13 protein-coding genes are annotated in these 14,547 nt (G+C 69.5%); 4 read left to right on the plus strand and 9 right to left on the minus strand.

All coding sequences use genetic code 11. The annotated features are described in order from the left end of the window. Nucleotides 1–19 precede the first annotated feature (19 nt). The 7 genes from B2869_RS03870 to B2869_RS03900 all read right to left on the minus strand — a co-directional run bounded on the left by B2869_RS03870 (nt 20) and on the right by B2869_RS03900 (nt 6,889). Nucleotides 20–265, minus strand: coding sequence for a hypothetical protein (locus B2869_RS03870; RefSeq protein WP_292763002.1), 246 nt, complete (start codon nt 263–265; stop codon nt 20–22). 94 nt (nt 266–359) lie between these two features. Next, nucleotides 360–1,418 (minus strand): hypothetical protein, encoded by a 1,059-nt coding sequence (locus B2869_RS03875; RefSeq protein ID WP_292763005.1) that lies wholly within the window; start codon nt 1,416–1,418, stop codon nt 360–362. Nucleotides 1,419–1,488: 70 nt separating this feature from the next. Further along, on the minus strand, nt 1,489–3,039 hold the full coding sequence (locus B2869_RS03880; RefSeq protein ID WP_292763008.1) for a hydantoinase/oxoprolinase family protein: 1,551 nt from the start codon (nt 3,037–3,039) through the stop codon (nt 1,489–1,491). Continuing rightward, the gene (locus B2869_RS03885) at nt 3,039–4,178 is read right to left on the minus strand and encodes a DUF917 domain-containing protein (protein WP_292763011.1); all 1,140 of its coding nucleotides are present in this window, start codon (nt 4,176–4,178) and stop codon (nt 3,039–3,041) included. Before B2869_RS03885 ends, B2869_RS03880 begins: the two co-directional genes overlap by 1 nt. After that, nucleotides 4,175–5,491, minus strand: a complete 1,317-nt coding sequence (locus B2869_RS03890) for a cytosine permease (protein ID WP_231479821.1) — start codon at nt 5,489–5,491, stop codon at nt 4,175–4,177. The genes B2869_RS03885 and B2869_RS03890 overlap by 4 nt, the downstream gene beginning before the upstream one ends. Before the next feature lie 203 nt (nt 5,492–5,694). Beyond that, nucleotides 5,695–6,273 (minus strand): TetR/AcrR family transcriptional regulator, encoded by a 579-nt coding sequence (locus tag B2869_RS03895; RefSeq protein ID WP_051667828.1) that lies wholly within the window; start codon nt 6,271–6,273, stop codon nt 5,695–5,697. A 160-nt stretch (nt 6,274–6,433) separates the two neighbouring features. Next, nucleotides 6,434–6,889, minus strand: coding sequence for an SRPBCC family protein (locus tag B2869_RS03900; protein ID WP_292763019.1), 456 nt, complete (start codon nt 6,887–6,889; stop codon nt 6,434–6,436). A 143-nt stretch (nt 6,890–7,032) separates the two neighbouring features. Between B2869_RS03900 and B2869_RS03905 the strand changes: the two genes are divergently transcribed. The 3 genes from B2869_RS03905 to deoD all read left to right on the plus strand — a co-directional run bounded on the left by B2869_RS03905 (nt 7,033) and on the right by deoD (nt 9,542). Further along, a complete protein-coding gene (locus B2869_RS03905) occupies nt 7,033–8,070 on the plus strand; it encodes an FUSC family protein (RefSeq protein WP_021198350.1) in 1,038 nt (345 codons plus the stop codon). A gap of 19 nt (nt 8,071–8,089) precedes the next feature. Further along, entirely contained in the window at nt 8,090–8,758 is a 669-nt protein-coding gene (locus B2869_RS03910; protein ID WP_021198351.1) for a DNA alkylation repair protein, read from the plus strand. Nucleotides 8,759–8,828: 70 nt separating this feature from the next. Next, nucleotides 8,829–9,542, plus strand: a complete 714-nt coding sequence (deoD, locus tag B2869_RS03915) for a purine-nucleoside phosphorylase (RefSeq protein ID WP_292763024.1) — start codon at nt 8,829–8,831, stop codon at nt 9,540–9,542. A 21-nt stretch (nt 9,543–9,563) separates the two neighbouring features. Here the strand turns inward: deoD and putP are convergent, their stop codons facing one another. Next, nucleotides 9,564–11,075 (minus strand): sodium/proline symporter PutP, encoded by a 1,512-nt coding sequence (gene putP, locus B2869_RS03920; protein WP_292763027.1) that lies wholly within the window; start codon nt 11,073–11,075, stop codon nt 9,564–9,566. Nucleotides 11,076–11,224: 149 nt separating this feature from the next. Between putP and B2869_RS03925 the strand changes: the two genes are divergently transcribed. Further along, nucleotides 11,225–13,759: a DEAD/DEAH box helicase gene (locus tag B2869_RS03925; protein ID WP_292763030.1), complete on the plus strand. Its 2,535-nt coding sequence runs from the start codon at nt 11,225–11,227 to the stop codon at nt 13,757–13,759. On the opposite strand, the gene B2869_RS03930 is transcribed toward B2869_RS03925, so the two are convergent. Then, nucleotides 13,720–14,547: ATP-binding cassette domain-containing protein (locus B2869_RS03930; RefSeq protein WP_292763032.1), on the minus strand; the 828-nt coding region annotated here is incomplete at its 5' end. The two genes, B2869_RS03925 and B2869_RS03930, sit on opposite strands and share 40 nt — an antisense overlap.

Genomic DNA, 14,547 nt, shown 5'->3' on the forward strand with positions numbered 1-14,547 from the left:
TCGCGCTGTGCGACGCCGCTCACTGCGCGTGTGCCGCCGCGGCTTCGCATCCGCCCGCGACACGAGCCGTCGTCGGGGCGGTCGGAGACGTGGCGACCGCCGTGCGACCGAACGCGCGGCGCAGCATCCGCCGGACCACCCCTTCCGGACGCGGCACGATCTGGTCGGCGTGCTCGATCAGACGCAGCCTCTCCGCGGCGGCGCGCTCCATCTGCTCCTGGTCGTGCCGGGTGAGCTGCTGGCTGAGATACGGGTGCTCGTACATGGGGTTCTCCTCGACGGTTCGCTGTATCCCTACAGTCCGCTCTGAGGCACCCCCGGGGCATCGGGCAGTTGCCCTATCTTTCGTGCCTGCCGCACTAGGGACGCCGCGCGCGCATCAGCGACAGGCGCGCGGAGGGGCGAGACCGGGCCGGCACCAGGATCGCGAGAACCCGAACGAGCGTCGCCATCCACAGGAGTCCGAGTCCGACGACGACGGCCTCGACAGCGGTGGCCGAGAAGAGACCGAACGGCACCCACAGCACCACCGCCACCGCCAGGAGCAGACCGACGCCGATCGAGGTGATCAGGAGCGCTCGGGGGTGCCCGGGAACAGCGGCGACCGTGGTCGCGGCCGCCACGACGAACAGGACGAGCGTGGAGACCGCGGCGATGTCGTGCGGGATGGGCACACGATGCAGCGGCAGCAGCCCGACCGCAGCCAGTGCGATTCCGGTGGCCGCCCACGACGCCACGACGACAGCGATGCGGAAGAGTGCGGAATCCCCGAGCAGCCGGTGCAGGTCACGACCGATGTACGAGCCGACGGTCGCGATGAGAAGCCCCGCGACCAGGAGGGTGCCGTTGAAGGCCCACGAACCGGAGCCCAACTGGGAGAAGTTCTGCTCCCACCAGCGCGGATCAGCGGCCGTGATCATGGCGAACAGGGTGCCGATCACGAGGAAACCGAACAGGAGCGCGGCGAGGTCTGCCGTGCGCAGGTCGACGCCGGCGCCAAAGGCGAAGCGCCCGCCGATCGCCGCCGCCAGACCGGTGAGCAGTCCGCCGCCGATCGCCGCGAGCTGCAGTCCCTGGAGCCCGACCGCGAGCACCTCGGCGGCGAGCAGCACTCCCATCGTCGTGACGGCTCCGAACGCGACGGTGAGGGCACCAGCCGAGAGATCGGAGGCCACCGCCTGCCAGCGCGGCATCGGCCTCGTCTCGCCCCCTCGGTGCATCAGTGTGCTCGTGAGGAAGGCGCCCGCCGCCATCGCTCCGGCGATGAGCGCGGCCGGCATCGCGAGTGAGCCCTCACCTGTGAGCGGGCGGGCGGCACCGCCCAGGGAGAGGAAGCCGACAGCTGTGCCCGCCACGAAGCAGATCACGGTCGCCCACACCGCCCTCGTCTCGCCGCGCAGCTTCGCGTCGTGCTCCATGCGCCCATGCAAGCACGCACCTCGGACGGACGGAACCCCGCCCGCCCGAGGCGATCGCGTCAGCAGGGAGTCAGGCCGCCAGGCGACCCACCGCTCTGGCGCGGATGAGCACGGCCGTGCCGTCGGAGTAGGCCACCGGCAGCTCTTCCACCGCGACGACCTCGATCGTCGTGGGATCGGCACCGGCGAGCCGGGCACGCTCGGTCGCCTCGGCGGCGGCGTCCGCCCGGGATGCCCGCTGGTCGGTGGGATCGACGCGGTAGATCTTCTCGATCTGGCCGGCGACCTCGCCGAGGGCCGCCCCCACCGCGTTGGCGGCGCCGAAGTGATCGGGGCGGATCACCTCGGCGACGCCGTCGAGCGCGGTCGGGGCGATGATGCCGCCCCCGCCGACCAGGATCACCGGTACCGGTGCGGCGTTCGGCTTCATCCGATCGATCGAGTCCTCGAGGATCTCCCGCATCGCGGTCCACGCCGCGGAGCCGACCGCCTCAGGAACGGCGGGGGAGTCGAGACCGTCGATCTCGGCGCCGCCGACCGCGAGCGCCACGTCGGTGGCCGTGAGGGTGCTGCCGCCGAACGCGAGACCCTCCTGCGGAAGGCGATAGCCCACGCTGTCCGGGCCGACGGTCGCGCCCGCAGGCGTCTCCCGGATGATCGTGCCGCCGCCGAGGCCGACCGACAGCACGTCGGGCATACGGAAGTTCGTGCGGATGCCGCCGATCTCGACCGCGTGCGCCGACTGCCGCGGGAACCCGTCGACGAGCACGCCGATGTCGGTCGTGGTGCCGCCGATGTCGACCACCAGGGCGTCGGTCGCGCCCGAGAGGTGCGCGGCGCCGCGGATCGAGTTCGTCGGACCGCAGCCGATCGTCAGCACCGGGAACTCGAGCGCGTACTCGAGCTGCATGAGGGTGCCGTCGTTCTGGCCGAAGTACGGGGTGGCCGGGATGCCCCGCTCCCGCAGAGCGGCGACGAAGCCCGCGGCCATCTGCCGCAGCGTCTGCATCAGCGCCGCATTCAGCACCGTCGCGTTCTCGCGCTCGAGCAGTCCGAGCGAGCCGATGCGCGCCGACCGCGACACGGGGACACCCAGCTCTTCCGTGACGATGGCCGCGACCCGCTCCTCCTGGCTCTCGTCGATCGGCGCGAAGACGCCCACGACGGCGACCGCGTCGACCTCGCCGCGCATCCGTGCACAGGCCTCGCGCACGGCATCCTCATCGATCGGGGAGAGCACACGGCCGTCGACCTCGAAGCCGCCGTCCAGCAGGTGTGCCTGCTCGCCGACCGCCGCACGCAGATCGTCCGGCCAACCCTCCAGCGGCGGGACGGCCGTGGTGGCCGGTGCGCCGAGGCGGAGGATGCCGACGCGACCGAGACCGCGACGCTCGACGATCGCGTTGGTGCAGTGAGTGGTGCCGAGCATCGCGTGCCCGATCAGGGCGGCGTCGACGCCGGAGGCCGCGAGCACGGCGTCGATCGCCGCGGCCACGCCGTCGCCCGTGTCGGCCGTGGTCGGGCGCTTGACCGAGGCGACGACGTCGAGCCGCTCGTCGAGGATCACGGCGTCGGTGTTGGTGCCGCCGACGTCGATGCCGATGCGATAGGTGCCGGCCATCACGCGGCCTCCTCGTCCGTCGTGCGCGCACCGGAGCGCTGCGCGATGTCTTCGACGGGAACCCACTCCACGTCGTATCCGAAGTGGGCGGGCCCTGCGGTCTCCAGCCCGATCGGCGTGCGCCATTTGTCGTGGCAGGGGATCGCGATGACCGCGACCCGCGCGCCGTAGCGGAGGGACTCCGTCGTGATGGGCATGCCGGTCGCCAGGTCGAGCACCGCGATCAGGTCGGGGGTCACCGCCGCCAGCACGCCGTCACGACGCCCGAGCAGCATCTCGTTCTGGAAGTCGAGACGGAACGCACTCCCCCGGTCTTCTCCGACGCCGACGAGTTCGGCTGCTCCCCGCGTGAAGCCGCCGTCGACGGAGCGCTGCAGGTCGGCCACCTTGCCGTCGAACAGCCGCACCGCGGCGAGGTCGGCGCACAGAGCGTCGATGCGCTCGTCGTCGCGCAGTGCGCGCCCGCCGCCATCGCGCCCCCGGAGGATGCGTCCGATGCGCTGGGCGAGCCCCAGAGTGCCCGGGATCGCGCACTCGCGCACGACGTCGCCGCCGTAGGCGTAGTCGATCATGGTCGCCCCTCCGCCCATCTCGACGGTGACGGCCCGCGCGATGCGCTCCGACCAGCCGCCGTCGACCGGGCGGCTGACCACCTCGTTGCCGTGGTGATCGACGAGCACGGTCGTACCGGGCCCATAGCCGGCGAGATGGAATGTGACCATCTGCGCCTCCGGGAAGGCGCGTCCCATCGCGTCACCGTCGACCACCGGGAGTCCGGCGAGCGCGGCGGCCGCGATCGGGATCATGGAATTGCCTCCACCGACCTCGATCGGCATCACGGCCGTGGCCTTGCGACCCACCGCGCGTTCGATCGCCTGCAGGGCCGCGAGCAGCTCGGATTCGGCCTGGATGCGCTCCACGCTCACGGAAGGCGCCCCGATCCCGCCGATCGGGATCACGAAGTCGTCGTCGGTCAGGTCGTCGACAGCCACCAGCGGCACCGGTCCGTGCAGGCGGATGAGGCGCTTGGCGATGAGCGAGCCGACGTGCGGGTCTCCTCCGCCGCCGGTACCGAGCACCGCGGCGCCCAGGGCGATCTCGTCGATGTCGGCTTCTGTGAGGAAAGGAGCGGTGGTCATGCGCTCACCTCGTCCGTGACAGGGGCGGCCGGGTCCGGTGCCACGCGGCGGCGGAGCGGAAGCAGCAGGAGGTAGGCGACGAAGCCGACGAGGAGACCGTCGAGAGCGGAGATCGAGGTGATCGTGAACCAGCCGAAGCCGGGACCGTCCGCCGGGTTCGTCGTCGCGACGGCCACGACGATGCCGACCACCCAGGCCGTGATCGACCACCCGTCGACCAGCGGCACGGTGGCGCCGTGCGCCCAGCGCGCGGTCTTTCGGCCGGTGAAGAACGACGCCAGGTACACGCCGCCGTAGGGGGCGATGATCGTGCCGATCACGAGGATGAACTGCACGAAGTAGTCGGCCGCGCCGATCACTCCGACGACGATGCCGATGGCGCCGAGCACGATGGTCACGGTGCGGCGGCTCAGGCGCTCGCTGATCGACGCGAACGAGAGGCCGGCCGAGTAGAGGTTGGTCGTGTTCGTGGTCCACTGCGCCAGGATCAGCACGACCACGGCGACGCCGCCGAGACCGAGGGCGAAGAAGATCGCCATCAACTCGGTGCCGTCCATGATGCGGGCGAGAAGGATCGCGACGACCAGGATGATCGAGTTGCCGAAGAAGAAGCCGACGAACCCGGCGATCATGGCCTGCTTCGGCGTCTTCGCCCACCGCGCCATGTCGGGGGCCAGCACGACACCGAGGATGAAGATGCCCATCACGAGCGACACCGCACCGCCGAACGTGAACGTCGCCTCGACCGGGGCCTCGAGCCCTGCCGCCCCGTTCACCGTGAACGCCACGACCACGCCGACGATCAGCAGGAGGAGGAGCAGCGGCACGGCGAGGGTGCTGAGGCGGTTGATCGAGCGGTAGCCCCAGAACGCGGTGATCGCCATGAGCACGCCGCCGATCGCGGTGAACACCTGCACGGGTACATCGATGCCGGTGAACTCGGCGAACGCGATCTGCGCGTTCGCTCCGAAGAAGCCCGCCTGCACGGCGTACCAGCCGACCAGGCTGATCGCGATCGCGAGGGCGAGGATCGCCCCGCCGATGCGCCCGAACACCGCGCGGGAGATCATCGCGGTGGAGAGCCCGGTGGCGGCGCCGACGTAGGCGCAGGCCATCGCGAGCAGTCCGAGCAGCAGCGAACCGAGCATCGTCGCTCCGATCGCCGGCCAGAAGGCCATGCCGGAGGCGAGCGAGACACCGAGGAACGCCCCGGAGAGGTCGATGCCGATCGCGATCCACACGGTGGCGATCGACAGCCAGCTCTTGCGCTGGTCCTGGGGCACGACGCCGTGCTCGTAGTCGGTGGTGGTCATCATCTTGTCCTTGAGAAGTGGCCCTGCGAGTCCGTCGGCGGGGATTCGGGTTCCCGTGGTGCGGACGACTCGCAGGGCGGGTCGGGGCGGCCTGTCGTTGCGGCCGTGTCGTGCGATGCCGGGTCGGAGCTCGTGGCTCGGTACCGGCGGATCAGACGTGTGCCGCGTCGATGCGGCGGTGGTTCATCGGGAGAGCGTGGTGTTCATCGGGAGAGGATCGTGGAGAGGTGCCGCCAGGCCTGGTCGAACCGTTCGCGGTAGACCTCGGGCGTGTAGTGGGTGAGCTGGAGGAAGAGGCCGTCCATGACGACGAAGACCAGTGCCGTGAAACCGTCTGCGTCACCGGCGACGAACGTCCCCGTCGCGACCCCGTCGTCATATGTCTGGCGCACCGCGGCGGCGAGGGTCGACTCCGAGTCGAGGAAGATCTGGCGCAGCTGCTCGCCACCGGGACCGTATTCGGTGACCGCGGCCCGCAGGCTGAACTCCGCGAGGTCGGGCCGGTCGCGGTAGTAGGCCTCGATGCCGCCGAGGAGGTGCTGCAGACGCGCGAGCGGCTCCATATCGGAGCTGCTCCGCACGAGCTCGTCGAAGAACGCGGTGTGATCGATCGACACCGCGGCATACACCTCGGCGTAGAGCGCCTCCTTGCTCGAGAAGTGCGCGTAGAGAGAGGGCGTCTTGATCCCGACGGCTTCGGCGATCTCGCGCAGGCTCGTCTCGGCGTAGCCCTGGCGCGCGAAGATCGTGCGGGCCTCCGCGAGGATCGTTGCTCTGGTCATCTTCCGCCTCAGACTTGTTACCTAACGACTGTTAGTTAGGCAGAGCGTAACCCCGCATCTCCCCGCGACGCAAGAGCCGCCGAGGAAGCGGTGCTCCCCGAACACGAAGAGGCCCGGCCGCAGCGGGAAGCTGCGGCCGGGCCTCGAGGCTGTGCCGAGGTCAGGCCTCGACGTCGCCGCGCCAGGATCCGGTCTCGACCCCTCGCCCCTCGATGAACTCCTTGAAGTTCTGAAGATCCTTCTTGACGGCGTGCGAACCCGCCCCGACCAGCGCTCCGAGCTTCTCGAGCAGTCCTTCCGGCGCCCAGTCGAGCTGCACCGTGACGCGCGTGGTCTTGTCGTCGAGCTTGTGGAACGTCACGACTCCGGCGTGCTCGGTGTCGCCGCCGGTGCTCTTCCACGCCACGCGCTCATCCGGGTGCTGCTCGGTGATCTCGGCGTCGAACTCGCGCGTCGCTCCCCCGACGTTCACCTTCCAATGGGTATGGGTGTCATCGATCTGGGTGATCGACTCGACCTCGTCGAGGAACTCCGGGAAGCTCTCGAACTGCGTCCACTGGTCGTAGGCCGTGCGGACGGGAACCTCGACGTCGATGGTCTCGATGATCTGCACCATGTGATGCTCCTCACTGTTCGTCGATCGTGTCGTCCTATTCAGCCCGGATCGGCGAGGATCGGCGACGGGGTTGACACCCGGGGCTGCAGGCGCTGATCATCCGGACCTGGGTCCACCGCATCGGCACGACTAGCGTTGAGGTCATGCGCATCCCCGCCGCGATCCGCGCCTCCCAGCGCTCCCCGCTGCTGCAGGTCGTGAAGTCGGCCGCAGCGACCATCGCGGCGTGGCTGATCGCCGGATGGGTGTTCCCCGCACAGCTGCCCGTCTTCGCCGCCATCGCCGCGCTGCTGGTGGTGCAGCCCAGCGTGAACCAGTCGCTGTCGAAGGCACTCGAGCGCAGCATCGGCGTGATCGCCGGTGTCGTGATCGCCGTCGCACTCGGCCTGCTGCTCGGTTCGCCGAGCTGGATCGTGCTGCTCGCGATCGTCGTCGCGATGCTGGTGGCGTGGATCTTCCGCGCCTCGCCCGGCACCGGCAATCAGGTCGCGATCTCGGCGATGCTGGTGCTGGCTCTGGGCTCGTCGAGTCCCGAGTATGCGTTCGCCCGCATCGTGGAGACGCTGATCGGCGTCGTGATCGGCATCGTCGTGAACGCCCTGATCGTGCCTCCGGTGCTCGTCGCGCCGGCCCGTCGGGACGTGGGGCTCCTCGGCCTCGAGCTCGCCGCGAGCCTGGATCGCCTGGCCGACGCACTGCCCGAACCCCAGACGCCCGCACGGCTGCAGGAGCTGATGTTGGAGGTACGGCTGCTGCGGCCGATGAAGGAGGCCGCCGAGGCCTCGATCGCCGCCGGAGAGGAATCGCTCACTCTGAACCCGCGGCGCTCGACCCATCGTGCCGATCTGCGTGAGATGCGGGCGCTGCTCGACCGGCTCTCCCCGATCGTCACGCAGACGATCGGCATGACCCGGGCCTACTTCGACCACTACGACGACCGGATCGGCGAGGAGCCCGCCGTCGCCGCGATCGCCGAGCAGCTGCGACGGGCAGGGCACGACGTACGGCTCGCCGTGCAGGTCGCCGATGCCTCGCCGGAGCCGGACACCATGACCTCGGCGATCCCCGCGCTCACCGCTCCCCTCGTGATCCGGCCGCCGTCGTCACAGCACTGGATCCTGATCGGTTCCCTCATGGAAGACCTGCGCCGCATCAGGGGCGAGCTGCTCGACGAGGACTGAGCCCGCCTACTCTGGAGGCATGTCCGACATGACCGTCGCCGAAGCCCTCGGCGAACTCGCCGCACTGGAAGACCCGAAGATGCGCGCCGCCAACGAGAAGCGGGGCGATGACCACGGCATCAACCTCAGCCGGATGCGAGCACTGGCCAAGAAGATCAAGACCGACCAGCCCCTCGCGCAGGAGCTGTGGGCGACCGGCGAGACGCCCGCACGGCTGCTGGCCCTGCTGATCTGCCGCCCGCGCGACTTCACCGCCGACGAGCTCGACGCCATGCTGCGCGAGACCCGCCCACCCAAGGTCAACGACTGGTTCGTCAACTACGTCGCCAAGAAGACCCCGCTCGCCGAAGAGCTGCGGCTGCGGTGGTTCGACGACGCCGACCCCACGGTGGCTGCTGCAGCCTGGTCGCTCACGACCGTGCGCGTCATGAAGGACGCCGACGGCCTGGACCTTGCGCACCTGCTCGACCTGATCGAGCGGGACATGAAGGATGCGCCGTCGCGCCTGCAGTGGTCCATGAACGAGACCCTCGCGAACATCGGCATCTTCCACCCCGAGTACCGCGCCAGGGCGCTGGCGATCGGCGAACGCCTGCAGGTGCTCGCCGACTACCCCACCGCACCCGGCTGCACCTCGCCCTTCGCCCCGCTCTGGATCGGCGAGATCGTGCGGCGACGCGAGGGGTGATCGGGGCGGTATCGCCCCCGGGGACACGGGTGCGCGGGCGCGGCGGGATGAGGCTGGCTACGCTGAGGCCATGAGCACCCACATCGCCGCAGAGCCCGGTCAGATCGCCCCCATCGTCCTGTTCCCCGGCGACCCGCTGCGGGCGAAGTGGATCGCCGAGATCTTCCTCGACGATGCCGAGCTGTACTCCGAGACGCGCGGCATGCTCGGCTTCACCGGCACCTGGGAGGGGCATCGCGTCTCGGTGCAGGGCTCGGGCATGGGGCAGCCGTCGATGGCGATCTACGCGAACGAACTGTTCGACGCGTACGACGTGCAGACGATCGTGCGGGTCGGCTCGTGCGGAGCCCTGACCGAGCGCGTCAAGATCCGCGACATCATCATCGCCAACGCCGCCAGCACCGACTCCGGCATCAACCGGAGCCGTTTCCACGGACTCGACTACGCACCCGTGGCCGACTTCTCGCTGCTGCGCGCCGCGGTCGAGGCGAGCGAGGCCGAACCTCTGGATTCGACCGTGCACGTGGGACAGCTGTTCTCGAGCGACCAGTTCTACAGCACGCGCCCCGAGCTCATGGAGCCGTTCGTGCAGCACGGCATCCTCGGCGTCGAGATGGAGGCCGCCGGTCTCTACACTCTCGCGGCCTACTACGGTCGACGCGCCCTCGCGATCTGCACGGTCAGCGACCACATCGTCACGGGCGAGGAGACCTCGGCGCAGGAGCGCGAGCAGACCTTCGGCGACATGATCCGCATCGCTCTGCGCGCCGCCACCGCGGTCTGAGCGTCCCCGGGCGCTCGGCCGCTACGGCGTGTCGCCGACCGCGTGCGGACGGGGCAGAGCCAGCATGGCGCCGGTGTCGGTGAACTCCTGCTGGATCTCGTCGTCGTGCTGGTACGTGACGAGACTCACCACGACGGCCGCGATCAGAGCGAGAACGAAGGCGGGAAGCAGTTCGTAGAGCCCGGTGTCGAGAGCCTTCCAGATGAACACGGTCGCGGCGCCGACGAACATCCCCGCCAGGGCACCCCAGTTGGTGAGCTTGCGCCAGTAGAGACTGAGCAGGATGACCGGGCCGAATGCGGCGCCGAATCCGGCCCAGGCGAAGGAGACGAGTCCGAGGATCGTGTCGTTCGGGGTGATCGCCAGCACCGCGGCGACGATCGCGACGCCGAGCACACCGAGCCGCCCCATCAGCATGAGCGTCTTCTGCGAGGGCGGCGTGCGCCGGAACACGCCGTACAGGTCTTCCACGAGGGCCGAGGAGCACACGATCAGCTGGCTGGAGATCGTGCTCATGATCGCGGCGAGCACGGCCGCCAGGACGAGGCCGGCGACGAACGGATGCAGCAGCGTCTGCGACATGAGCAGCACCACGGTCTCGGGGTTGGCGAGGTCGACGCCCGTCTTGGCGATGTAGGCGATGCCGACCAGGCCCGACAGCACGGCGCCGCCGAGCGAGACGATCATCCAGGAGATGCCGATGCGTCGAGCGCTCTTCGCCTCTTGGGGCGAGCGCAGAGCCATGAACCTCACGATGATGTGCGGCTGTCCGAAGTATCCGAGGCCCCAGGCGAGCGACGAGACGATGGCGAGGATGGTGCCGCCCGTGAGCGCCGTTCCGGAGAGCATGGAGAGGTGGTCCGGCGCCACCTCGTTGATCAGCTCGCCCGTCTCGGCGAGTCCCCCGATCGCGACGATCGCCGCCACCGGGATCACGACCAGCGCGATCACCATCATCAGTCCCTGCACGACATCGGTCAGTGACGCACCGAGGAACCCACCGAAGAGCGTGTACGCGAGGGTGACGCCCGTGACAAGCAGCATGCCGGTGAGGTAGTCGCCGTCGAACGAGCTCTCGAAGAAGACCCCACCGGCGACCATGCCGGAGGAGATGTAGAGGGTGAAGAAGACGAGGATGACGACACCGGAGACGACCCGCAGCAGTCGCGTCGTATCGCGGAGTCGATTCTCGAAGAAGCTCGGCACCGTGATGGAGTTGCGCGACACCTGCGTGTAGGCGCGCAGCCGAGGAGCCACGAGCAGCCAGTTCAGGTAGGCGCCGATGGTGAGGCCGATCGCGATCCACGCCTCGATGAGACCGGAGACGTAGATCGCACCGGGCAGCCCCATCACGAGCCAGCCGGACATGTCGGAGGCCCCGGCGCTGAGGGCGGCCACCCACGGCGGCAGATTCCGTCCGCCGAGCATGTAGTCCTCGTGATCGCCGGTGCGCCGGAAGGCTATCCATCCGATGAGCAGCATCGCCGCGAAGTACACACCCAGCGCGGCGAAAGTGAAGATCTGGTCGGGCATCGTCGTCCCCCCTCGCGGTGGAGTCACCGCATCCGGTCGTCGTTCGATGATGTCAACCGCCGGCGGTGCCGCCCAGACGTCGCCCGGCGCGGCGGGATGTCGGTCCCGCAGAGCAGGTGCCCCCGCGCATGAGGGATGATCGAATCACCATGACTTCCTCTCCGCGGCTCGACCCCGCCCTCATCCCGGACGCCGCGGATCCGGATGCCGTCTACCTCGCGTTCGTCGAATGGGCGGAATCGACGGGCATCAGCCTGTACCCCGCGCAGGACGAGGCGGTCATCGAGATCGTCTCCGGCAACAACCTGATCCTCTCCACCCCCACCGGCACCGGGAAGTCGCTCGTCGCGATCGGTGCCCACTTCAGTGCCCTGGTCGCCGGACGGCGCAGTTACTACACGGCACCGATCAAGGCGCTCGTGAGCGAGAAGTTCTTCGCCCTGGTCGATGTGTTCGGCGCCGAGAACGTCGGCATGGTCACGGGCGATTCCTCCGTGAACGCCGATGCTCCGATCATCTGCTGCACGGCCGAGATCCTCGCGAACCTCTCGCTGCGCCAGGGAACCGATGCCGACGTCGGCCAGGTCGTGATGGACGAGTTCCACTTCTACGCCGACCCCGACCGCGGGTGGGCGTGGCAGGTGCCGCTGCTCGAGCTGCCTCAGGCGCAGTTCATCCTCATGTCGGCGACACTCGGCGATGTGACCGAGCTCGCCGCCGACCTCACCCGTCGCACCGGCCGCGAGACGGCCACGGTCACCGGTGTCGAGCGTCCGGTCCCCTTGCACTTCTTCTACGAGACGACGCCGATCCACGAGACCATCGACGATCTGCTGAACACGGGACAGGCGCCGATCTACGTCGTGCACTTCTCGCAGGCCGCAGCGATGGAGCGCGCGCAGGCGCTCTCCAGCACCAAGGTCGCCACGCGCGAGCAGCGCGACGAGATCGCCGCCCTGATCGCCGAGTTCCGCTTCACGACCGCGTTCGGCAAGACGCTCTCACGGTTCCTGCGCGCAGGGATCGGCGTGCACCACGCGGGCATGCTGCCGAAGTACCGGCGTCTGGTCGAGCAACTCGCCCAGCGCGGACTGCTGCGCGTGATCTGCGGCACTGACACCCTCGGCGTGGGCATCAACGTGCCGATCCGCACGGTGCTGCTCACGGCGCTCACGAAGTTCGACGGCACCCGGATGCGGCAGCTGAACGCCCGCGAGTTCCACCAGATCGCGGGCCGCGCGGGCCGCGCGGGCTACGACACCGCCGGCACGGTCGTCGCGCAGGCGCCCGAGCACGAGAGCGAGAACGTCGCTGCGGTGAAGAAGGCCGGCGACGACCCGAAGAAGAAGCGCAAGATCGTCCGGAAGAAGGCACCGGACGGTTTCGTGTCGTGGGGCGAGCCGTCGTTCCGCAAGCTCATCGACGCCGTGCCGGAGACGCTGACCTCGCACATGCAGATCACGAGCGCGATGATGCTCAACGTGATCGCCCGCGGCGGCGACGTGTTCGGCAATATGCGCGCACTGGTATACGACAACCACGAGCCGTGGAGGCGCCAGCGGGAGCTCGCGCTACGGGCCATCGGCATCTACCGCACGCTCCGCGAATCGGGCATCGTCGAGAAGACCCCCGAAGGAGAGATCCGCCTCACGGTCGACCTGCAGCCGAACTTCGCGCTCAACCAGCCGCTGTCGCCGTTCGCCCTCGCCGCCTTCGAGCTGCTCGACCCCGATCCCGCCGCCGGCACGGGGACCGGCTCCTACGCACTCGACATGATCTCGATCGTGGAGTCGACCCTCGACGATCCCCGCGCCGTGCTCAGTCAGCAGGAGTTCCTGGCCCGGGGCGAGGCGGTCGCCGCGATGAAGTCCGAGGGCATCGAGTACGACGAGCGGATGGAGCTGCTCGAGCAGATCACCTACCCGAAGCCGCTGGACGAGCTGCTGACCGCGGCCTTCGAGACCTTCAGCGCGGCCCAGCCGTGGATCCGCGACTTCGAGCTGCACCCCAAGTCGGTGGTGCGTGACATGTACGAACGGGCCATGTCGTTCGGGGAATATGTCGCGTACTACAAGATCGCGCGCTCCGAAGGTGTGGTGCTGCGCTACCTCTCCGACGCGTACCGCGCGGCTTCGCAGACCATCCCGGAAGAGCTCAAGGACGAGGATCTGCGCGATCTCATCGAGTGGCTCGGCGAGCTCGTCCGCCAGGTCGACTCCAGCCTGCTCGACGAGTGGGAGGAGCTGATCGCCGGCGTCGACAACGGACGCTTCGATCCACACGCGCCCGATGAGCCGATCGTCCCGCCCGCACCCAAGCGCCTCACGAGCAACATCCGCGCCTTCCGCATCCTGGTGCGCAACGAACTCTTCCGCCGGGTGCAGCTGGCGGCCAGGGAAGACGTGAACGCGCTGGCCGAGCTCGATCCCGGTTTCGGCGCCGACGCCTGGTCGGACGCGCTGGACGGGTACTTCGCCGACCACGACGAGATCCTCACCGGCGCTGATGCCCGCAGCTCGAAGCTGCTGATCCTCACCGAGGGGCCCGCAGCCTGGACCGCACGGCAGATCCTCGACGATCCCGCCGGCGACCACGACTGGGGCATCACCGCGACTATCGACCTCGCAGCCTCGGACGAAGCCGGTCAGGCCGTCGTGACGGTCACCGGGGTCGACCGGCTGTAGCCGCCGCCGTCGTTCGCCTGGCCTCCGCGCTCCACGCCGACCACCCGTCCGAACCGCCCCAGAGTCTCGCGCCGGTGCGAGGCGGCGATGACCGTGCCGTCGAACCCTTCGAGCACGTCGGAGATGATGCGCTCCGACTCGGTATCCAGGCTCGCTGTGATCTCGTCGACGATGAGCACCCGCGGCTCGCGGCACAGCGCCCGCGCCAGGGCCAGCCGCGCGCGTTGACCACCGGAGAGCCTCACCCCGTGCTCGCCGAGCTCGTCGTCGAGGGTGATCCAGCCGTCGGCGCCGACCCGTGTGAGCGCCTCGCGCAGCTGCTCGTCGGTGCGGGCGCCGGCACCCCGCACGAGGTTGTCGCGCACGGTGCCGTGGAAGAGGCGCGCATCCTGCTCCACCACGGCGACGGTCCGGCGAAGATCTTCATCGCGGATGCGACCCAGCGGGTACGCGACCCCCGCCGCATCGACGAGAGCGATGGTGCCCTCTGCAGGGTCCCACAGCCGCGCGGCGAGCGCGATCACGGTGCTCTTGCCGGCGCCGGACGGCCCCGCGAGGGCGATGTGCTCACCGGGGTCGACGTCGATCGACCAGCCGCGCAGAACCTCCGTGTGGTCGTCGTAGGAGAACGCGACCCTCTCGAAGCGCACACCGAGCGGCCCCGGCGGCAGCGGGAGCGGACGATCGACCGGCGCCACGACCGGGGGGCGGTGCAGCCCTGCACCCACGCGATCGGCACTGGCGATCAGCGGATGCAGCCCCGACACCGTGTGCGCGGCGTCCGCCAC

Source organism: Microbacterium sp. UBA3486 (assembly GCF_002377845.1).
In the GTDB taxonomy this organism is placed as follows: Bacteria; Actinomycetota; Actinomycetes; order Actinomycetales; family Microbacteriaceae; genus Microbacterium; species Microbacterium maritypicum_A.